At 39.3% G+C, this 21,182-nt stretch carries 15 protein-coding genes; 7 read left to right on the top strand and 8 right to left on the bottom strand.

The window, feature by feature from the left end; translation table 11 throughout:
* Positions 1-51: 51 nt before the first annotated feature.
* Positions 52-1,227, bottom strand: coding sequence for an aspartyl protease family protein (locus tag R8N23_RS02430; RefSeq protein ID WP_318169973.1), 1,176 nt, complete (start codon positions 1,225-1,227; stop codon positions 52-54).
* Between the two features lie 258 nt (positions 1,228-1,485).
* Between R8N23_RS02430 and hemB the strand changes: the two genes are divergently transcribed.
* On the top strand, positions 1,486-2,457 hold the full coding sequence (gene hemB / locus R8N23_RS02435; protein WP_318169974.1) for a porphobilinogen synthase: 972 nt from the start codon (positions 1,486-1,488) through the stop codon (positions 2,455-2,457).
* Positions 2,458-3,093: 636 nt separating this feature from the next.
* Here the strand turns inward: hemB and R8N23_RS02440 are convergent.
* Both R8N23_RS02440 and R8N23_RS02445 read right to left on the bottom strand, forming a co-directional pair.
* Positions 3,094-4,005 carry a bile acid:sodium symporter family protein gene (locus tag R8N23_RS02440; protein WP_318169975.1) on the bottom strand — a complete coding sequence of 304 codons (912 nt, stop codon included), beginning with the start codon at positions 4,003-4,005 and terminating at the stop codon, positions 3,094-3,096.
* A gap of 51 nt (positions 4,006-4,056) precedes the next feature.
* Positions 4,057-5,715, bottom strand: a complete 1,659-nt coding sequence (locus tag R8N23_RS02445) for a S41 family peptidase (RefSeq protein ID WP_318169976.1) — start codon at positions 5,713-5,715, stop codon at positions 4,057-4,059.
* A gap of 197 nt (positions 5,716-5,912) precedes the next feature.
* Here R8N23_RS02445 and R8N23_RS02450 point away from each other — a divergent pair, with 197 nt between their 5' ends.
* Genes R8N23_RS02450 through R8N23_RS02460 form a run of 3 tightly spaced genes read left to right on the top strand, consistent with a single transcriptional unit; the run spans position 5,913 to position 10,869 of the window.
* The gene (locus tag R8N23_RS02450; protein WP_318169977.1) at positions 5,913-6,605 is read left to right on the top strand and encodes a hypothetical protein; all 693 of its coding nucleotides are present in this window, start codon (positions 5,913-5,915) and stop codon (positions 6,603-6,605) included.
* A 30-nt stretch (positions 6,606-6,635) separates the two neighbouring features.
* Positions 6,636-8,744 carry a hypothetical protein gene (locus tag R8N23_RS02455; protein ID WP_318169978.1) on the top strand — a complete coding sequence of 703 codons (2,109 nt, stop codon included), beginning with the start codon at positions 6,636-6,638 and terminating at the stop codon, positions 8,742-8,744.
* A gap of 16 nt (positions 8,745-8,760) precedes the next feature.
* Positions 8,761-10,869, top strand: a complete 2,109-nt coding sequence (locus R8N23_RS02460) for a cache domain-containing protein (protein WP_318169979.1) — start codon at positions 8,761-8,763, stop codon at positions 10,867-10,869.
* Here R8N23_RS02460 and R8N23_RS02465 read toward each other — a convergent pair.
* Positions 10,849-11,712, bottom strand: a complete 864-nt coding sequence (locus R8N23_RS02465) for an ion transporter (protein WP_318169980.1) — start codon at positions 11,710-11,712, stop codon at positions 10,849-10,851. The genes R8N23_RS02460 and R8N23_RS02465 overlap by 21 nt on opposite strands.
* Before the next feature lie 232 nt (positions 11,713-11,944).
* Between R8N23_RS02465 and R8N23_RS02470 the strand changes: the two genes are divergently transcribed.
* The gene (locus R8N23_RS02470; RefSeq protein WP_318169981.1) at positions 11,945-14,866 is read left to right on the top strand and encodes an FAD-binding and (Fe-S)-binding domain-containing protein; all 2,922 of its coding nucleotides are present in this window, start codon (positions 11,945-11,947) and stop codon (positions 14,864-14,866) included.
* A gap of 14 nt (positions 14,867-14,880) precedes the next feature.
* On the opposite strand, the gene R8N23_RS02475 is transcribed toward R8N23_RS02470, so the two are convergent.
* On the bottom strand, positions 14,881-15,672 hold the full coding sequence (locus tag R8N23_RS02475) for an arylamine N-acetyltransferase family protein (protein WP_318169982.1): 792 nt from the start codon (positions 15,670-15,672) through the stop codon (positions 14,881-14,883).
* Position 15,673: 1 nt separating this feature from the next.
* Positions 15,674-16,408, bottom strand: coding sequence for an ion transporter (locus R8N23_RS02480; RefSeq protein WP_318169983.1), 735 nt, complete (start codon positions 16,406-16,408; stop codon positions 15,674-15,676).
* 121 nt (positions 16,409-16,529) lie between these two features.
* Here R8N23_RS02480 and R8N23_RS02485 point away from each other — a divergent pair, with 121 nt between their 5' ends.
* Positions 16,530-17,438 (top strand): SDR family oxidoreductase, encoded by a 909-nt coding sequence (locus R8N23_RS02485; RefSeq protein ID WP_318169984.1) that lies wholly within the window; start codon positions 16,530-16,532, stop codon positions 17,436-17,438.
* 23 nt (positions 17,439-17,461) lie between these two features.
* Here the strand turns inward: R8N23_RS02485 and R8N23_RS02490 are convergent, their stop codons facing one another.
* The gene (locus tag R8N23_RS02490; RefSeq protein ID WP_318169985.1) at positions 17,462-19,849 is read right to left on the bottom strand and encodes an ABC transporter permease; all 2,388 of its coding nucleotides are present in this window, start codon (positions 19,847-19,849) and stop codon (positions 17,462-17,464) included.
* 215 nt (positions 19,850-20,064) lie between these two features.
* Here R8N23_RS02490 and R8N23_RS02495 point away from each other — a divergent pair, with 215 nt between their 5' ends.
* A complete protein-coding gene (locus R8N23_RS02495; protein WP_318169986.1) occupies positions 20,065-20,427 on the top strand; it encodes a hypothetical protein in 363 nt (120 codons plus the stop codon).
* A gap of 12 nt (positions 20,428-20,439) precedes the next feature.
* Here the strand turns inward: R8N23_RS02495 and R8N23_RS02500 are convergent, their stop codons facing one another.
* Positions 20,440-21,168: a DUF547 domain-containing protein gene (locus R8N23_RS02500; protein ID WP_318169987.1), complete on the bottom strand. Its 729-nt coding sequence runs from the start codon at positions 21,166-21,168 to the stop codon at positions 20,440-20,442.
* Between the last annotated feature and the right edge of the window lie 14 nt (positions 21,169-21,182).

Consider the following 21,182-nt stretch of genomic DNA (forward strand, 5'->3'; position numbering starts at 1 on the left):
AAAAGTTCAGATATTCTGAAACGAGAATTTTCGCTAAAACGGCTATAAGGATTATATGTACCTCTCGAGCTTAAAGGAGGTTTTTTGGACCTCACCATCTCTTACATATTTTACTACAATTTTTTTACCGGGCTTATTTCTTAGCAAGGTGGAAAAATCAGAAAATTTTAGACTTTCCAGAGAGTAGCCATTGATTGATTCGATTTGATCTCCTGCTCGAATTCCTGCTCGATAGGCTGGAGAATCATCACGAACATGATTTACTTGGAGTTCATCTAGTTGTTCCCCATAAGCTGCAATATTCATTCCGCTCATGTCATGTTCGAATCCTTGATGATACATTTTGCTTTTTCTCAAATAGAGGTACCCTCCGAAATAATCAAACGCCACATTAAACCTGCTCAACAACTCCCCTCCAATGGTTCCATTTCTACTTCCTCTTTTTATCGCTTCGCCATAATCTCCGCTGACAGGAAAGGAGGCGATAGGTTCTTCGAATTCAAATTTCCCCATTTTAATAGAAGTCATTCTGCCTAAATAGCCTTTGATATTACCTCCAAGGCCCCGCCCAATGACTGAGGTAATATTTTGTTTTGGAATTAGTGAGTCGTCCTCAGGGTTGTCTAACAATACCGCATGACTAGCTCCTGAGTCTACCATTAAATGCATGCGCCGCCCTTCATTTTCATTTTTCATGATGGTCAATTCAACATACGGTTTTGTATTGACCACTTTCATAGGAATTCTTTTATATGATCTTTTGGCATGAAACTTTTTTGGTTCATGCAGGACCAAATAGTTTTCGTCATAATTGATTTCCACAATGAACCGACTGAAAATATCATATCCAATCACGCCAAATACATCAGTTCCTAAATTGTTTCTGAGTTTTAAATAATCTTCTTCAAGCACGAGGAGGGCTTGGTTTATACCGGAATCTATTCCACCTGGTAAGCTAAGTGTTATTTCTTGAGCCACTTTGGCCTTAATAGAATCTGCAGAGCCTGGACCCTGGATCGTGATATTTCGTGTGTAATTTAGATTCAGGTAATCCCCAAACATTTTCTCGGTGAGGATTGGATACTGAACACCGGTGTCTAAGATAAATTTTAGGGTTAGAGAATGATTGATGGTAACCGGAATGACCATCAGGTTATTATATCGCTCGAATGGAATGATAACCTTGTGAACATCTGGTGGCATATCAAAACCTATCTGCTGAGACATACCTTGCCTTGCAATAAAAAGTAAGAAAAATAATATGCAGTATGTTCTCAATTGTTTCATATCTCTCGCCTCAGTGTCTGAATATTTAACAATTCGGGACAGAAGAATCCCTTACAGGAACTAATAATTTACAATAAAAAACGTCAAATAGCTATACAAACGGTAGATAATTAGGATGAATGTCAATTTCTTACCCTTCGAAAAAAGATTTGGATGATGGGTTTGCTTTCATCTTTTTACATTTGTAAAAAAAGCCTCATGCTAAGACGACCAAGAAGAAACAGAAAGACAGCTGCGATTAGAAGTATGGTAGAAGAGAACAAACTCGCTACTGCTGATTTTATGTATCCGATGTTTTTATTGGAAGGAAAGTCGAAATCAATTGAAGTGGAGTCGATGCCTGGTATCAATAGGCTTTCTTTAGACCTTATGCTTAAAGAGATAGAGTCTTGTCTCAACCTTGGAATCATGTCATTTGATGTTTTTCCTGTGGTTGATGAAAAGCACAAGGATAAATTAGCAACACAAAGTCACAACCCTGACTTTTTCTATTTGAAGGCTTTGTCCGAGATCAAAGATAAATTTCCGGAGGCTTGTATTATGACTGATGTGGCGATGGACCCATACAGCACAGATGGTCATGACGGTATCGTCGATGAGTACGGAAACATACTCAATGATGAATCATTGGAAATATTAGGAGCCATGGCACTAACTCAAGCCGAAACAGGAATAGATATTATTGGCCCATCGGATATGATGGATGGACGAGTAGAATACATTCGTGATATTTTGGATGATAACGGATATGAAGACACCTCAATTATGTCATACACCGCGAAGTACGCAAGTGCTTTTTATGGCCCATTTCGAGATGCCTTGGATTCTGCGCCGAAATCAGGAGACAAAAAGACTTATCAAATGAATCCGGCCAATTTGCGGGAAGCCATTATTGAAGCCGAGTTGGATGAAGAGGAGGGTGCTGATTTTCTTATGGTCAAACCTGCGCTCGCTTATTTGGATGTGATAAAATTGTTGAGAGATAATTTTGATTTGCCAATTGCTGCCTACAATGTTTCGGGTGAATATGCCATGATCAAAGCGGCTGCCCAGAAAGGATGGTTAGATAATGACGCTACTATGATGGAGACTTTACTCAGTATGAAGCGAGCGGGTACAAAAGTGATATTGACCTATTTCGCTAAAGAAGCTGCTCTACTGATGAAATAAAAAACACCTTCCCAGAATCTGAGAAAGTGTTTCAAAATTCCAATTCATACAACCTATCCCGAATCTTTCCAATAGCTAATTAATTCGGACCTTGCGGTAATTTCTTGAGTTTAAAAGAAAACCCAAGTTCTATTCCCGAACTTGGATTCTCATAAACTGCGCTTTCTTGATACAAGTATATCAAGCAATCCTGAGGGTAAATTTTATATTCGACCGATAGGTAGACAGACTCGATCACTGCCTATAAAAAAACGTTGATTCGATCAGAAGAAGTCTAACATCGATCAATGAGAGTATTTTAAGGATAAGAAAATTTTGAGGTCTAAATAAACTCCATAACGCCTGATTTGTTCATTGAATTGAGAAATCTAAGCTTGGATATGAGCTTATTTCTGAAGTCAACTGTCAGGTTTGAGAATCGGTCTAAGATGACAAAGTTGTGAGACTGGTTACTATTTCTAATAGTGTCTATATATTGTTCTTTGTCTCCGAACTGATATTCTTTCTCAGCAGGATTGTACCAAATAAACTCAGTCTTCATTCTAAATGGGATAGTAGAATTAGTAAATAGAATATTCCAAAAATACAAAAAAGGTGGAATTATAAAAAATGACAGAAAACTAAAAAATGAAATTATTATCGGACAGCTAATGAAGGTCTCGAGGACCATTGCCATGAAATGATAGCGCCGGAAATTAAGTGCCAGACACCCCACCAGGCAGCAATGATAGCCATTCCTCCTAGCCCATTAAAGTATTCGAAAATGATTACAAGAGCTAAGCCTGAATTTTGAATTCCAGTTTCGATGGTAATACTTCTTGTTTCTGCTTGTCCTAATTGAAAAACTTTAGAGATTGAAAATCCCGTAGTCAACGCAAGCGCATTGTGAATGAGGACTAGCGCAAGGAAATTGAGTATATAATTGACAAAATGATCAAAATTAGAAGATAACGCTCCAACCACGAAACCTGCAAAAATCACAATCGAAAGCCTTTTAATGGGCTTCGCTATTTTCAACGTGGTATTTGGAAATTTTTTACTCACATACATGCCTAATGAGAGGGGAATAACCAAAATGAAAACAACTGTGATGATCACATCCAAAATGTCCAGTTCAACAGCTTGTAAAATCGCGGCCGTTGGAGCGTATTGATTAGCCCAAAACATAAAATTTAGGGGAGTAGCCAAAAATGCTAAGGAAGATGTAATGGCCGTTAAGCTTACGGATAGAGCAACATTACCATTGGAAAGACTAGCGTAAAAGTTAGATACGTTTCCTCCCGGACAAGCAGCGACTAGCATCATGCCAAGTGCCATACTAGGTGACGGTTCCAGGGAATAAACAAGAACAAAGGTGAGCAAGGGTAGCAAAATGAGTTGAGAGATTAAGCCTACGAATATGGCTTTCGGAGACTTTAGCAGATATTTGAAATGATCTATTTTTAGATCAAGCGCTACCCCAAACATGATGAGAGCAATACATACATTTAGCAAAAGCAAAGACTCTCTATTGAAAGAGAGGACAACATGATCCAAATTTTCGTACATAATAATCGGAATGAGCTCGCAATATATCAGATCAGGACGAAATGAAATATTCTAGCCAGAGAGTTTTGCAGTATAGGCTTCGGTATCCGTCAAAACACGAATGGCCTCTTTTATTTCTTCATCCTTATTTAGGGCAGCTTCTACTTGCCCAGAAGTGTAATAGTATCTTAATATGATTTGTTTTTCAAGCAGAGACTTTATTTCAGGCTTGAATGAAGTAAGTCCATTAGTTTTGATTTTTTCCACTGAGGCTGTGATGTCGTCTATTTCTGTAATTAATTTATTGTAGACATCATCTTCGGTAGCGGCGTACTTCAATACTTCTAAAGTGTTTTCTACTTGTGAAGGGTTATCGAAAGTTTTACTTTCCATCCATTTAGTAAAGGATGCATATTCATCATCGGATAGAGCGAATTTCTGTGGACTTTCAATACTATCATGTTCATAATAGTATTTAGTGGCATAGTCGAATATTAGTCCACTCTCCGAAAGGTTTTTGGCAAATGATGAGGAGGTTACTTCTTCTATGAAAATATCAGGGTCTATTCCATCTCCATCGTATACTATGCGATTGTTTGTGGTTCTGAACTCTGTTTTTAAGGAGTCCGCCATTTTAGTTGCACTGCCGTCGGCTTTCCTTTTGGCATAGTCTAATGCTTGGATGCATCTACCACTTGGAATGTAGTATTTCGCCGTCGTGACTTTTAGCGCAGAGTTGAATGACAATTCTCTTTTTACCTGCACTAGACCTTTGCCATAAGACTTTTGCCCAATGACCACAGCACGGTCGTAGTCTTGCAGTACGCCAGACACTATTTCAGAAGCTGAAGCGCTGCCGTTGTTGATAATAACGGCAATTGGAATATTTAAATCCAATGGTTCGGCACTAGCTGTATAAGAATGGCTTTGCGCATCAATTTTCCCCTTGGTATCAACTATTTTGGATCCTTTAGGGACAAACAAATTGCAGATGTCGACAGCTTCATTCAATAAACCTCCCGGGTTTTCTCTCAAATCAATAATAAGTCTGGTTGCACCATCTTTCTTTAATTCTAGGACCGTTTTCTTTACATCTTCTGCTGCATCTCTGGTGAACTCACTAAGTCTTAAATAACCAACAGATTCTTCAAGAACGGTACTATAACTAATGTTCGGAATTACAATTTTCTCTCTTTTGGTAATGAAGCTAAGTTCTTCACTATTATTTCGTAGTATGTCTACTTTGATATCAGAACCGGACTGACCTTTCATAAGTTTACCGGCCTGTTCATCAGATAGATTGGCCAAAGGCACTCCATCAACTGCTGTAATCACATCCCCGATTTTTATTCCGGCATTCATGGCAGGAGAATTTTCGTAAAGGTTTAATACAATATGTTTTTCATTGATTTTATTGGACTGAATACCAAGACCGCCATATTCTCCGGTCGCATTGGTTCTGAAGTCTTCAATATCGTCCTCTGGGATGTAAACAGTATATGGGTCTAATTTTTCAAGCATAGCATCTATACTTGTTCGGATCAGCGTATTAGGATTTACATCGTCCACATAATATTTGTTCACTTCGGAATATAAAGAGGCAAAAATCTCGAGGTTCTTCGCCATTTCGAAATGCTTGTCGTCTGAGGAAAATGCAAATATTCCTAACAGTAGCGCTGGAACTGCCAGTCCAATCGCAATTACATTTTTCACCTTACCCTTCAATTTCATATTTATACTATACGAGAAAATGAGATTTTGTTGCCAATAGTATCAATCAGGTTGTCATTCCAGAGATTTAGCAAGTCAAAAATAAGAATTAATTAGCTAAGCAGCTTTTTTTAGAATGGATTTGAAATATTTCTATTATCGATAATAATGAATGAGATGTTTTTTAAATTAATGGCTTCGTACAAAATACTCAAACCATGACTGCTACCTTCGACAGAACTAAACAACTCTTATTATTACTAGGGATATTATTTGTAACTCAGCAGTCAATAGCTCAAGAGTCGATCGCAACTGAGAGGCCTACCCTTTCTATTGGCCCATGGGTGTTGCCAGAGCACAGTCTACAGTGGGAACAAGGAGCGCAGTATTCTGATATTAAAGGAAATGAATGGGCTTACGACGCTTTTATTAGAGCATCTATTTCCAGGTCTACAGAAATTAGGTTTTTGGTCCCTACGCTAGAAAGCAGAGAGGTGATAGCTGGTGTAAAGTGGATGATGATGCAACCAAGAGATGGTAAATTGGGCGTTGGATTTTCTATGGATGTGGGCAATGAAGGTGGGGCCCTGAATTTGGTTGGATATAGGGTTTCACTTGAAAAGGGGTTGACTGATAATTTGACAGGCTATTTTAATACAGGGTATACATCCGGGGGATATTTTGGTGATTTTACTCTAGCCTATGGAATAGGGGATAAATTAACTGTTACAGGCGAATATTGGCATCATGAGGATTGGAAGCAGCTGCATACTTCTGTTATTTATTTGATCAATTCTGAAACACAAATTGATTTGAATGCCGGGTATTTATTAGATGCTGGCAATGATTATACATTCGGTTTAGGCATTTCAAGAAGGTTCAAATACAACGGGCCAAGGAACGATGGTTAATTTACATATGAGAATAACTGGCTGGCTTTCATGATTAATCTTCGAAACAAGACTTTTATAGTTATCACCGTTGTACTCGTTGTACTTAGCGGTTTTTTCATATATGATTTGATGAGTTATATGAATGACCGTGAGGCAAAAAGCATTCAAGTGGGTAATGAATCGTTGCAAAAAGTTCAAAGTGAAGTCGAGGAAATTCTGAATGGTGTCATCGAAGAAGGAGCCAAACTAAAAGAGATTGTAGAAAACCAGAAGCTGACGGCAGCAGAGGTTAGAAAATTAGTCGAAACAAGTAGCAGAGATTTATTTTATCTACAAGCTGTCGCTATTGCCTACGAGCCCTATGTTTTTGATTCCACCAAGCTTCTTTTTGCCCCATTCTATGACAAACGAAAGGGCAGAGTCATTCAACTCGAAGATAAATATGATTATACTGTAGATACTGTTTCGACTAATATTTGGTACCATGGACCTCTCCAAAACGAAGGGCCTGAGTGGAGCGATCCGTTTTTTGGCACGGCTTCTAAAGTTTTGGTAGCTGATTATGGAGTCCCCTTTTACCTTGAGGGTTCAAGTAAGCCCTCTGGGGTCATATCTCTAATTATGGATCTGAAAAAACTGGGTGCGAAAATGGATTCGTTGGCTATTGGCTCGACGGGCACAGCCATGATTTTTTCTGAAGGTGGGCATGTGGTTGCTCATCCTATTTCTGAGTACATACTGGATGTGGATTTACAGTCCATGGCTGAAGAGTTGGGGCTGGCAGATATGGTTGATGTCATGCTATTGACTAAGGAGGGTTATACAGAATTTACCAGATATTTAGGAAGAACGGTCTATGCCTTTTATGCCGAAGTTCCGCACGTACAATGGAAAACACTTGTTGTTTTCAATTCGGAAGATTTGCTTGGGCAAGCTGAAAAATTACACTTCAAATTAATTAGACTATGTCATGGATTGTCTGGGATAGTTTTTATGCTGTTTCTATTTATTCTCCGCCCTAAGGCAAGTATTAAGCGAAAGCTATGGTCTATATCTGTCTTTCTCTCAATTATTATAGTGGCCAATATAATGGTGATGTGGTATTTAAACCTCAATTTCAATAGTTCTCGGGGTTCAAAGAATGAAGTATTTATTGATAGTCGAACAAGTTTGGCTGCTTTTATAAATAGTGAAAATCAGAAAGTGTCGAAGTTGGGTTTACAAAAATTTATACCCGTGGCTACTGGTATTTTTGTTGAAGAATTCGAATTTAGAGACTCCTACAATGTGATTATAAGGGGAGAAGTTTGGCAGAAATGGCCCAAGCACTTAGCAAGGTTTTATGATGCAGGTATTCGTTTTCCACAAGAGGCTTTGGCCGCAAGAACGTTGATTACAAAATTTTCGGAGCAAGAAGACAAGAATTTCGTAACACATACCTGGACTGTTAAGGTGATGCTGAAAATGCCTTTCGATTATTCGAAGTATCCTTTTGATGTTCGGGATGTAAAGATTGAAATAATGTATCCAGATGTAGAATCAGGAATTTTGTTGGTGCCTGATGTGGATGGCTATTCCGATATTTTTCCTTATAGTTTTCCTGGTATCAATAAAGACATCTATCTGAATGATTCGAAATTGTTGTCTACCCAATTTTCCTTCAATTTGGTGAATTTTCACGATCGATTTGGAAACAAAAGATTCAATGGCTTGAATCAGTTCCCAATCATGAAGTATTCAATTAATCTGAAAAGAAGATTATTGAATGTAATGGTGATGAATATTATTCCGATTTCAGTTGTAGCCTCAATGATTTTTCTGATTTTTTATAGCCTTACAAAAGATAAAGATGACAAGTCAGGTGTGAGTATGATGGGTGCGGTGCAAAGTTCGGCTGGCTTTTTCTTTGTACTTCTTGTAGCCCACATAGGCCTCAGGAGGCGTTTGAGTACACCTTCATTGACCTATATTGAAAGCTTTTATCTGATTATGTATGTTATTTTGGCTTTGCTCGCTATTAATGTGGTGGCATTTACTAAAAGCAAAGTTCAATCTGGACTACTGCACTATGAAGATAATTTGATTGTTAAAGTGTCGTATTGGCCTGTGCTGTTACTAGCCTGGATGATAATTACACTTTTAGTGTTTTATAATTAGCTGATTGTCTATTAACGTGATCTATATTAGAAGCAAGACATACTATATACTTACTGTAGCGCTCACTTTGCTCAGTTCATATTTTATCTATGATTACATGGATTATATGAATGATCGGGAAATAGAAAGTGTACGGTTGGGTCAGGAGTCATTGGAGCTTGTGCAAAGTGAAATAGCCTCCATTCTAGATGAGATAATAGTAGAAGGAGAAAAAGTAAAGAACATTGTAGAATCCCAAAATTTATCTCGGGAAGAGACTCGTGCACTAGTTGAAAATAGAAGTAGGGATTTGTTTTATCTTCAGGGCATCACAGTGGCTTATGAACCAAACGCTTTCGATAAAACAGTTGAACTTTTTGCCCCTTATTATGATAAGCGCCAAGGCAGGGTTATTCAGCTGGAAGAAAAGTATGATTATACATCAGATACGATTGCGACCAATGAATGGTACTTGGGTCCTCTGGATGAAAATGGGCCTCAATGGACGGATCCGTATTTTGGTATTGGCGCAAAGCTGTTGGTAGCAGATTATGGCTTGCCATTTTATCTAGATGGAGCGTCTCAGCCTTCAGGTGTCATATCTCTGACGCTTGATCTAAAGAAATTGGGTGCTAAGATGGACTCATTAGCCGTTGGTCAAACAGGCACGATCATGGTGTTTTCTGAAAGTGGAAACTTAGTGGCACATCCAATATCTGAATATATCCTTGACCTCTCCTTACAAACAATGGCAGAAGAGCTTGGATTTGAAGAATTAGTGGATGTCATCTTATTGACCAAAAATGGAAACTTAAGTTACAGTAGATATTCGGGAAAAAAGTCATACGTTTTCTATACAGAGATTCCAAATGTGTCTTGGAAAACGCTTGTGATTTTTAACTCTTCGGATCTTCTCGGAGGAGCAAGTTTATTGCACGTCAAATTAGTACGCATATGCTTGGGCGTATCGGGTGTTATTTTCTTACTGCTGTTGCTTTTGATTAAGAAGAATGCTTCAGCGAGGAAGAAGTTGTGGTCCATTTCAATTTACCTCTCGATTGTGATCGTTGGGAATATTGTGGTAATGTGGTATCTCAACCTGAACTATGACGATGAACGGGGGAGTGATGCTGAAGTTTTTATTGATAGCAAAACAAGTCTGGGCTCATTCATAAACAACGAAAACCAAAAAGTTGTCAAGTTGGGCTTGCAGAAATTTATTCCAGTGGCCACTGGGATTTTTGTTGAAGAGTTTGAATTTAGAGACTCCTATAATGTCATCATCCGAGGTGAAATATGGCAAAAATGGCCCAAACAACTGGCCAGGTTTTATGACGCTGGTTTGAGGTTTCCTCAGGAAGCTCTGGCCGGTCGTACCTTGATTACAAAAATCTCCGAGAAGGAAAGTAAAAACTTCATCACTCATACCTGGTCGGTTAAGGTGATGCTCAAAATGCCTTTTGATTATTCGAAATACCCTTTTGATGTTCGAGACGTAAAGATTGAAATTATGTATCCGGATGTGGATTCGGGTATATTATTGGTGCCAGATGTAGATGGTTACTCAGATATTTTACCTTATAGTACGCCAGGTATAAATCAAGACATTTATCTGAATGATTCTGAGCTTCTGTCCACTCAATTTTCTTTTGATTTGGTGAATTTTCATGATCGATTTGGCCATCAAAAATTTAGTGGGTTAAATGAGTTTCCGATCATGAAGTACTCCATTAATCTGAAGCGTAGGTTGTTGAATGTTCTGGTCATGAACATCATTCCCATTCTCGTAGTGGCCTCTATGATATTCCTGATTTTTTATAGTAATACAAAGGACAAAGATGATAAATCAGGAGTGAGTATGATGGGCGCAGTACAGAGTTGCGCCGGTTTCTTTTTTGTGCTTCTTGTAGCGCATATCGATTTGAGAAGGAGACTTAATACGCCTTCCCTGACCTATATAGAGAGTTTCTATTTGACCATGTATGTAATTATGGCCTTATTGGCGATTAATGTGGTGGCCTTCATTAAGAGTAAGAACGAGAAAAGATTTTTACACTATCAGGACAACCTATTGGTTAAGATTTCTTACTGGCCAGTACTGCTATTCACTTGGATGATAATCACCTTATTGGTTTTTTATACTTGAGTCGAGTTGCGAATCTACTTTTCGATGGAACCCAGCCCCACAATTCAAGCAAAACCTGGAGTGATTAGGCAGGTCTTCTTCCCCACAATTCGAACAAGTGATAGTACCTATTCTTTTAGCATCCGCCATCATTTGGCTCGTGACTATTCCAGTAGGTACTGCAATAATTGCATATCCAAGAATCATTAATATTGATGCAGCAGTTTGACCAAAAATGGTTTGCGGAGCAATATCTCCATACCCCACTGTAGTGATGGTGACGATGGCCCAATAGATACTTTTAGGGATACTAGTAAAGCCATTTTCTCCTCCTTCGATTAAGTACATCATGGTGCCAGCTATCACCACAATACATACCACCGTACCCATGAAGACAACAATTTTATGTCTACTACCCCATAATGCAGTACCAAGCTGTTGCGCTCCGCCCATGAAGTGAGTAAGCTTTAAAATCCTAAATACCCGAATCAATCTGAATGACCGAATAACAGATAGTGAATGTGTGCCAACAAAGAAGAAGCTGAGATAGGTTGGTATCAATGACAATAAATCCACTATCCCCATAAAACTGGTCATATATTTTAGGGGTCTTGGAGATGATAAAATTCGAGCAAGGTATTCAATAGAAAAAAGAAAAGTAAAACCCCATTCTATCATTCTTAGTTCTTGGCCAAAATGCTCTTCAATGTCATTTACACTTTCTAACATGACCACAAGCACACTAGTAACAATAGCTACTAACAAGGCTAAGTCAAACATTTTTCCAGCAGTTGTATGATAGCCAAAGATTACTTCATGTATCTTTTGTTGCCATTTTTTCATGTTAGAATAATCTCGATCCATATTGATAGAACTTGCTGGGACTAATAAAACTAGTTCGTTGTTGAAATTGCCTTAAAAGTAATAATTTAAGCTTAATCTAGCGTGAAATGTAGACATTGAGACCATGAATACCTCGTACAATATTTTCAATATTTCAGCATGAAATTTATAATAATTCAAAATAATGAGTTGCCATAGAAAAGTACCTTTAAGCTAAAGGTGATTATGTTGTTAAATCCATAATTTTGCCGCCATGGAAAGTGCACTAAAAGGATTGGCGAAGAAGCTCGAAGGGGAGTTGTATTGGGATGACACATTGCGCAAGCTTTATGCGACTGATGCTTCGGCCTACAGAGAGATGCCTTTGGCTGTTGCACTTCCTAAAACCAAAGCAGATATTCAGGCGCTTATTGCATTCGCCAATGAGCAAGGAACCAACTTGATTCCTAGAACTGCCGGCACCTCTTTAGCTGGCCAGGTAGTAGGCAGCGGAATTGTAGTAGACGTTTCCAAACATTTTAACAAGGTTCTGGAAGTCAATGAAAAGGAAAACTGGGTAACGGTTCACCCAGGTGTAATCCGTGATGACTTAAACAGACACCTGAAACCCTATGGACTGTATTTTGGGCCAGAGACCTCTACTGCCAATCGAGCCATGATTGGCGGGATGGTGGGCAACAATTCCTGCGGTTCCAATTCCGTGGTTTATGGCAGTACTCGCGAACATTTGATAGCAGTAACGGGCTATTTGTCAGATGGAAGTGAAGTTACTTTCTCGAGCCTTTCGGCAAACGAATTTGAGGAGAAACTCAAGCTTCAGACCTTAGAGGGTGAAGTCTATAGAAATGTTCAAAAAATGCTTTCATCGCAAGCGCATCGAGCAGAAATAGAAAGAGAATTTCCAAAGCCATCTATTCCAAGAAGAAACACAGGATATGCGATAGATCTTTTGGCGATCAACCAGCCTTTCAAAGAAGACGGTGAGCCATTCAACTTTTGCAAACTTGTCGCAGGTTCTGAAGGGACCCTGATGTTCATTACGGAAATTAAGGTTGGAACCATTCCACTTCCACCGAAAAACAAAGCTCTGGTTTGTATTCACTGTAATGATGTGAACGAGTCGTTATTGGCCAACTTAGTTGCGCTCAAATATGGCCCGCATGCTTGCGAGTTGATTGATCATTACATCCTTGAGTGCACCAAAGAAAACATTGAGCAGCAGAAGAATAGGTTTTTTATACAAGGAGACCCAGGTGCCATTTTGGTGGTTGAGTTGGCAGCTGACAATGATGAAAATTTGGACAATCTGGTATTGGACTTAATTTCAGATTTAAAAAAGGAAAAACTGGGTTATCATTTCCCTGTGCTTAAAGGAAGCGATATAGGTAAGATTTGGAACCTTCGAAAGGCGGGACTTGGCTTGCTGGCAAACATACCTGGAGATGCTAAAGCTCAGCCAGTAATAGAGGATACGGCTGTAGATGTCAATGATCTCCCTGCCTATATCAAAGAATTCAACGAGACCCTTGACAAGTACAATATGAGCTGTGTGCACTATGCACATGCAGGCTCTGGCGAATTGCACTTGAGGCCTATTCTAAACCTGAAGACAGAGGAGGGCCATAAGATGTTTAGAGTGGTAGCTGAAGAGATTTCTAAACTCGTAAAAAAATACAAGGGCTCATTGAGCGGTGAGCATGGCGACGGCCGATTGAGAGGAGAATTCATTAAAGAACAAATAGGTGAAAAGAACTACGAATTACTCAAAGAAGTAAAACAAACTTGGGATCCGAAAGACATCTTCAACCCGGGAAAAATCACCGACACCCCACCAATGGATTCTTGTCTGCGCTACACGGCGGATCAGAAAGATGATGAAATCAAAACCTATTTTAACTGGGATAAGAATCAGGGCGTGCTTCGTTCGGCTGAGTTGTGTAACGGTTCAGGGGATTGTAGAAAGTCAGCAGGTAGTGGAGGCACGATGTGTCCTAGCTATATGGCTACCCAAAATGAAAAGGATACTACTCGGGCTCGGGCTAATATCTTGAGGGAAATTCTTACGAATTCAGATAAGGCCAATAAGTTCGATAATGAAGAAATCAAGGAGGTCCTAGACTTGTGTCTGTCCTGCAAAGGGTGTAAATCAGAATGTCCGTCGAATGTGGACATGGCCCGCCTCAAGGCTGAATTTCAGCAGAACTACTATGATGCGAATGGCTTGCCGATTCAGACTCGCATGATGGGGGAGTTTGCTACCAATATGAAACTGGCCTCTAAGGTGCCTGCACTTTACAATTTTGTATTTGGCAACAAACTGACAGGAGGAATCGCCAAGGCTGTCATGGGTGTACATCAGGATCGCTCTATGCCACCCATTGCTTCTCGGACCATGAGCAGCTGGTATGATCAAAAGAAAGGAAAGTTTCTGAGCCGACAATCGGATAAAAAGGTGTACGTCTTTTGTGATGAGTTTACCAATTATCTGGATGCAGAAATTGGTATTAAAGCCATCAAGTTGTTGGACAAATTGGGTTATAATGTCATTATACCTGAGCACAAAGAATCTGGCCGAGCGCTGATATCTAAGGGCATGGTGAAGAAAGCTAAAAACATTGCGGATCAGAATGTAGAGTTGTTGGCTCATTTGGTATCCAATGATGTGCCACTTGTTGGTATTGAGCCCTCTACAATTTTGACCATTCGAGATGAGTACCCTGACTTGGTCAACGACCAATGGAGAGAAAAAGCTAAATCATTGGCAGATGCTTCCATGACCATCGAGGAGTTTTTGGCAAGGGAAACCCGAAGAGGAAATATCAAAAAGGAGAAATTCTCCAGAGTGCAGCGAAACCTGAAAGTGCATGGGCACTGTCATCAAAAGGCGCTGTCTTCTATTCAAACTTTGAAGGATACTTTATCCATTCCAGAAAACTATAAGGTGGAGGTTATTCCATCTGGCTGTTGTGGTATGGCTGGTTCGTTTGGTTATGAAAAAAACCATTATGATGTTTCCATGAAAGTAGGTGAATTGGTACTATTTCCAACAGTGAGGAAAGCCCCATCAGACACGATCATTGCGGCACCAGGTACCAGTTGTCGTCATCAGATCAAAGACGGCACGGGTAAAGTCGCGAAGCACCCGGTGGAGGTGCTATGGGATGCTTTGGTCTAAAGCTTCCAAGGAAACTACATGCCAAAGTACTCCTTGAGTTTGACTCGAAACTCGTCAAAATTTAAGATATTTTGCTCTTCTTTTTTCCCAGCGATGGTGGTGATGAGTTTGGAGTCGGTTAGCGTTATTCGACCAGTGGAAGTGGCACGGGTGATTATTTTTTTCTTTCTGAAATGAGAGTTCTCGTGAGTTTGATGATAATCACACATATCAATAAATTCAATGAGCTGTCGCTCCTTATCGGAAAAAAGATACTTTTCTTCAAAGTCAATGGAGTTTTCTGAGAGACGAAGAACGTATTCATCGTCTATGGTTTTATCGATTCTGAAATATCGATTGAAATCCATCTGTACTAGACCAGGTTGTAACAATTTGGGTTGTAGAAAAAGATCGCCGAAACCGACATCCACTAAATACACCTGATCTTCAAAATATACGAGAATAGCCGCATGTTCGAAAGGTAGACCCCAATCTCCATCTTGATACACCTGAGCGGATATGAGGTGGCAGGTAAATCCAAGTTGGGAAAGTAAGTGATAAAATAGCCCATTCAATTCAAAGCAAAAGCCACCGCGTTTATTCAGGATTACTTTGGTGAAGATTTTTTTTACATCCAATATGATCTGATTGCCCAAATGAATATCGAGATTTTCAAAAGGCACATGAAGTATATGGTTCTTATGCAACGCTTTTAGATACCGAAGATTAGGCACTCTTTCTCTTTGACATTTTATTCGCTGCAGATATTGGTCGACATCAATTTTGGGCAACTTAGATTGGTTTCCTAAAGAATCGAAAGGGGGCATACTACTTATTGAGTTGATCAATTTTACTAGTCATCAGATCGATCTTATGCTCTAGAGATTCTACTTTTTCCTTGAGTTCATCGATATTTTCCTGAATGTCTTCATCTTCAATAAAATAATCCGTGATTGTTCCTGTAAGTGTAGAAAACATAATCATTCCTAATAAAATCAAAGCTACACTGAGAAATTTTCCCTCGACGGTTACTGGTGGTATATCCTGGAGGAATCCTACGGTGATGGTCGTTACGGTTGTCCACCAAAGACTATCAGACATAGAAGTGATATGCGGATTGGCATGTCTTTCCAGATGATAAAAACTGAGTGTGAAAAACAGAATGATCATCCCACTGATAAGCATCAAATTCCTGAACGTATTGAAACTGTTCTTTCTGCTAAAAGCGTTGAAAATATATTTCGCTGATCTCAGAACTCGAAGAATCCTAACCACTCTTACTATTCTACCCATACGAAGGGCTTCCACCGTTGGGATCGAAGAAATCAAATCAATCCAATTGCCTTTGAAGTATTTCCATTTGTCATCAGATCTGAAGAACCCATTGAAAAAGTCATAGAGGAAGAGCATGCATATGGCAAAATCAATCCAAGACAGAATCTCTTTTAGCTCTGGTGGATAATCAACTATGGTTCCTACATACAATTCGATGACCACATATATGGAGAGAATAAGAAGGACAGATTGAAATCGTGATGATTTTTGGTACGCTTCAGTTTCCATTTGGTCAAAATATGATGTCGAAAATGATGGTTAGTTTTAAAGCACTCAAGCGAATATAAAAAATATTTAATCTTTCTAAGTTTGCAGCTGCTTATCACTATGTTAAATCATCCCATTCAAAATGAAAATATTGATCACTGGATCTAATGGCCTTTTAGGACAAAAATTAGTCAAACTGCTATTAGATCAAGGAGTAGACTTCATGGCCACAGCTCGTGGAACGAACAGAATTGACTATCTGTCTACTCCATTTGAATATTGTGAATTAGATATTACAAATCAGGATCAGGTGAATGAGGTGATCGGGAAGTATCAGCCGGATGCCGTAATCCATACGGCGGCCATGACCAATGTAGATCAATGCGAGCAAGAGCAGGCAGGTTGTAGAAAACTAAATGTGGATGCTGTAAAGTATTTGGTAGTAGCTTGTGAGAGACACAATGTACATTTCGTTCACCTTTCCACTGATTTCATTTTCGATGGAGAGAACGGTCCTTACAAAGAGGATGACAAAGCAAATCCGATAAGCTACTATGGTCAGAGTAAGTTGGATGCAGAAGAGATTGTCAAAGCAGCTAAATGCAAATGGGCTATTCTTCGAACGGTCTTGGTATATGGCATTACTCCTGGCATGAGCCGTTCGAACATTATTCTTTGGGTGAAAGAAAATCTGGAAAACGGTAAACCGCTCAAGATAGTTGATGATCAGTGGAGGACACCAACGTTGGCAGAAGATTTGGCGATGGGCTGTTTTTTGACTGCGACAAAAGGAGCTGCGGGAGTGTTTAACATTTCAGGAGAGGAAATGCTTACGCCATTTGATATGGCCAAAAAAACGGCAGATTATTTCGATCTGGATTTTTCTTTAGTAACAAAAGTCGATGCAAGTACTTTCTCTCAGCCAGCTAAACGTCCCCCTAAGACTGGCTTCATCTTAGATAAAGCAAAAGAAGTGCTGGGCTATCAGCCTCATACTTTTGAAGAGGGGATTAAAATATTAGATCAACAAGTACAACGTATGGGAGAATAATCTCTCATACGCTGACTGTCCAATTATTCATTTCTTAAGGCATTTACAGGATTGGAGGTGGCAGCTTTAACTGCATGAAAACTCACCGTGAGCTGCGAGATAACCAAAGCGAGTACAGAGGCTAAAACAAAAGCCACCCATGGCATATCCACATGATAGGCAAATCCTGAAAGCCATTCATTCAAAAAATAATAGGCGATTGGCATGGCAATCAAGCATGCGATCAAAACTGGTTTCGTAAACTCGGTAGAGAGCAACAAAGTAATTGTTTTGATGCTTGCACCTAGCACTTTTCGGATGCCAATTTCTTTGATACGTTGTTCTGCTGTGAACATAGATAACCCGATCAAACCTAAACATGCAATAAAAATGGCTAGCCAGGTGAAGCTTACGATGAGTGTAGCAAAGTTTTCGTCGTTTTCATATTGCTGTCCAAATTCTTCATTAAAGAATGCATATTCGAATGGATAGTTTGGATTTACTTCTGTCCATATTTCTTCTACTTTTTGGAGCGTACTTTTTATGTTTTCCTGTCGAATTTTCAATGACAAAACGCCATTGCTAAGTGCAGTGGGCTGATAGGGTAAGATGATCGGCTCAATTTGGTGCCTCATGTTGGCGAAGTGGAAGTTTTTCACGACCCCAACAACTGTTTTTTCGTTTGGCCCCTGACTAATTTTCTTGCCAATGGGATCGTCCCAACCAATGGCTTTTACGGCTGCCTCATTCATTATAATAGCTGAAGCTGAGTCTGATTTGATCTCTCTGGAGTAATTGCGACCTGCTACGATTTCCATGCCCATCAGATCAAAATACTCATGGTTGACACCCATCGTACTCACAATCCAAATATCGTCTTCATCCGACCCTTCTGGCAACATACCCGTTCGGCCCACGCCTCTGCCCGGCATTGAACCAGAAAGTCCCATCATTTCGATATTCGGTATTTGAGAAAGTTTGTTTTTTAACCGTTCTCCTGAAGTTCTCAAGCTTTGATCACTAAAGTTGATGGATAGGATTTGTTCATCCTTGAAGCCCTTATCTGCTGATTTCAAATAGTCTAGTTGATAGTAAACTGTAATGGTTCCTATAATCATGGCTATAGAAGCTGTAAACTGTACAACTACCAATATTTTTCGTAACCAAACACCAGAAGTGCCGGTTTTGAAATTGCCCTTCAGTACTTTTAGAATAGAAAACCCTGAAAGCAAAAACGCGGGGTAAAGCCCTGAAAGAATACCCAACCCAAGTACTGACCCTACGATCCATATCACGGTCGTGTTTTCACTCAGCAAGTACACAAGAAGGTTTTGATCAATTCCGAAATCCAAAAATGAACTGGATAAGAATAGTGCCACTAGAGCCAATAAAAGTGAAAAGAAACAGATCACTATAGACTCGGATAAAAACTGTGCAGCTAGCTGTCTCTTGCTCGCTCCCATCACCTTTCGCATACCTACTTCCTTGGCTCGGTTGGCTGAACGAGCAGTAGAGAGATTCATAAAATTGAAAGCGGCAATAAGTACAACAAAGAGCCCCACAATAGCTAGGGTATATAAATAATTGATATCTCCTTTGTTTGCATTGAAAACGTCAAACAGAATGCCTGTGGAACTTAAATGAGTTTCACTCAATGGCTGTAGCGTTACTTTGAAATTATCCCCAACGCTATTCTTGCGAATGATTTCCTCCATTTTAATTTTTACTTCCTCCGGATTGGTCGTTGGGTTCAAAGAAACATATTCGACCATCGAGATGCTGTTCCAGCTATTGAGATAGTTGATGGTATTGCTGTCGCTTTCACTGGGAACCATAGAGACCAAAAGGTCAAATTCCATCGAAGTAAATTTTGAAGGGTCTTTCATCACGCCTACTATTTCTAAGTCGGTAGCATTATCCACTTTGATGGTTTTACCAATCGGGTCTTCTTTGGAAAATATTTTTCTCGCCATGGTTTCAGTAAGCACAGCCGTATTAGGTGCCTGCAGGGCAGTTGGCTGGTGACCAGCCACAAGTTCATAATCGAAAACTTCGAATAGGCTGGGTTCTACATATACCATGTTTTCTGTGTAGAGTGGAATTTTATTGTACTCTACCAGCGATCTTCCATTCGTGCTAATCCGAACACTGTTTTCTACATCCGTCAATTCGTTTTTCATGGTTTCGCTCAGCGCAGGCAAGGTGATACCTACCAAATTACTAGTGACCCCTAGCGCTTCATCGATGGTGAGCACTCTGTAAATATTGTCAATGTTGGAATGGAACCGGTCGTAAGACAATTCCTTTTTGATATAGGTGAAAATGAGCAGTGCGCACAGAAATCCTATGGTGAGGCCACCAATATTAATAAAGGCCGTGGATTTACTTTTGAAAAGGTTTCGAATCGCGAGTTTAAAATAGTTTTTGACCATGAGAGTTGATTGAGATGTACCTAATCTAGAAAAAGTTGTGCTTCAGGTCAATGAATTTGTGATGGGTGGTATCTCAGTATGAAATAGATTTTTTTGAATATAGCAAGGTTGAATTCTGGTCAGACATGAAATAATCTAATAATATTTATAGTTTTATGTAATTCATCAATTTGACCATGAATAATTTCAATAACCAACTATAACATTTGAATTAAATGCCAATCAACAAACTCGAACACAAAGGAAAAGAAGTAATTTATGTGGATTACCAGTCTTGTAGATCTGACTTCGAAAGATTAAAACAATTAGAAGAGACTGCACAGTTTCTCTCTCAGCATCAGGGGAATGCACTTGTCCTTGTAGACTTGCGAGGGCAGTCTGGAAGAAGTAAAGAATTTATGGAACGAGCAAAGGAACTCGAGCCAAATTATGGTCATAATGTGAGCAAAAGAGCTATTCTAGGTATTGACGGTTTGAAAAAGGTATTGCTTATGGCCTTTAACCGATTTAGTAAAAATTCCACGAAAACGGTACCATTTGATACAAAAGACAAAGCTTTGGACTTTTTGATTACTTAAACTATGAAATGGCTATTGCTCATTCAACGCCCAATCATAATCCATAAAGGATGTTTTGGCCTTTTTGTCAATTTCAACAGTAGTATATTGATTTAAGAAATCAACCAGGGTGCCATTTTTTCGAAAGTCGCCTCCGTACCAGTTGAAAATCTTTGAAAGCTCCAATCGGTCTGTGCTGATTTTGTTTTTGCTGGTGTTGGCCAAAAATGATTTGGTTTGAGCTGTTAGCTGTGCGTCCAGACGACTGGCTTCATAGGCTTCATTCAACAATTTCGGACATGAAACGGCTGCGCAAACCAAGGCAAAATGAATCCGTGGTTCTTCAAAGTCTTTTCTAATAATGCCATGTTCAATGTTATTGAGTGAAAGCTCTTCGTCATCAATTTCAAAACACTTAATGTCCCAAGGCGTGTTTACATAGGGAATTTGTATGGAAGAGCCAATGTCCTTAATGCTTTTTACTGGGTAATATTTTAGAATCAATTGGATAGTCAGTGCGTTGTATACATTAATCCAATAGGTCAATTTTTCGTTGTCATTCCAGGAGTTGGCAGGCGAATTTTGCTTCATGACGTCTAGATAGGTGTTGAGTTTTTGCTCATCGCTTTTGAAGGCCTTGTAATTGACTCCGCCCTGGGTGTTGACATGTTTTTTGAGCAAGATATCAAAATTATCATGTGAGGGTTGAGCTTTAATCAGAAAGGGCGCAGTTGATATAAGTAGTGCAAGAAGGTATTTCATAGTAAAAAAGTTAT

Origin of the sequence: Reichenbachiella sp., from assembly GCF_033344935.1 — a bacterium.
In the GTDB taxonomy this organism is placed as follows: Bacteria; Bacteroidota; Bacteroidia; order Cytophagales; family Cyclobacteriaceae; genus Reichenbachiella.

Excerpts from the sequence above, each read along its gene's own strand:
- R8N23_RS02430 (WP_318169973.1), bottom strand. The coding sequence starts at position 1,227 with ATGTCTCAGCAGATAGGTTTTGATATGCCACCAGATGTTCACAAGGTT.
- hemB (WP_318169974.1), top strand. The coding sequence starts at position 1,486 with ATGCTAAGACGACCAAGAAGAAACAGAAAGACAGCTGCGATTAGAAGT.
- R8N23_RS02440 (WP_318169975.1), bottom strand. The coding sequence starts at position 4,005 with ATGTACGAAAATTTGGATCATGTTGTCCTCTCTTTCAATAGAGAGTCT.
- R8N23_RS02445 (WP_318169976.1), bottom strand. The coding sequence starts at position 5,715 with ATGAAATTGAAGGGTAAGGTGAAAAATGTAATTGCGATTGGACTGGCA.
- R8N23_RS02450 (WP_318169977.1), top strand. The coding sequence starts at position 5,913 with ATGACTGCTACCTTCGACAGAACTAAACAACTCTTATTATTACTAGGG.
- R8N23_RS02455 (WP_318169978.1), top strand. The coding sequence starts at position 6,636 with ATGATTAATCTTCGAAACAAGACTTTTATAGTTATCACCGTTGTACTC.
- R8N23_RS02465 (WP_318169980.1), bottom strand. The coding sequence starts at position 11,712 with ATGGATCGAGATTATTCTAACATGAAAAAATGGCAACAAAAGATACAT.
- R8N23_RS02470 (WP_318169981.1), top strand. The coding sequence starts at position 11,945 with ATGGAAAGTGCACTAAAAGGATTGGCGAAGAAGCTCGAAGGGGAGTTG.
- R8N23_RS02475 (WP_318169982.1), bottom strand. The coding sequence starts at position 15,672 with ATGCCCCCTTTCGATTCTTTAGGAAACCAATCTAAGTTGCCCAAAATT.
- R8N23_RS02480 (WP_318169983.1), bottom strand. The coding sequence starts at position 16,408 with ATGGAAACTGAAGCGTACCAAAAATCATCACGATTTCAATCTGTCCTT.
- R8N23_RS02485 (WP_318169984.1), top strand. The coding sequence starts at position 16,530 with ATGAAAATATTGATCACTGGATCTAATGGCCTTTTAGGACAAAAATTA.
- R8N23_RS02490 (WP_318169985.1), bottom strand. The coding sequence starts at position 19,849 with ATGGTCAAAAACTATTTTAAACTCGCGATTCGAAACCTTTTCAAAAGT.
- R8N23_RS02495 (WP_318169986.1), top strand. The coding sequence starts at position 20,065 with ATGCCAATCAACAAACTCGAACACAAAGGAAAAGAAGTAATTTATGTG.
- R8N23_RS02500 (WP_318169987.1), bottom strand. The coding sequence starts at position 21,168 with ATGAAATACCTTCTTGCACTACTTATATCAACTGCGCCCTTTCTGATT.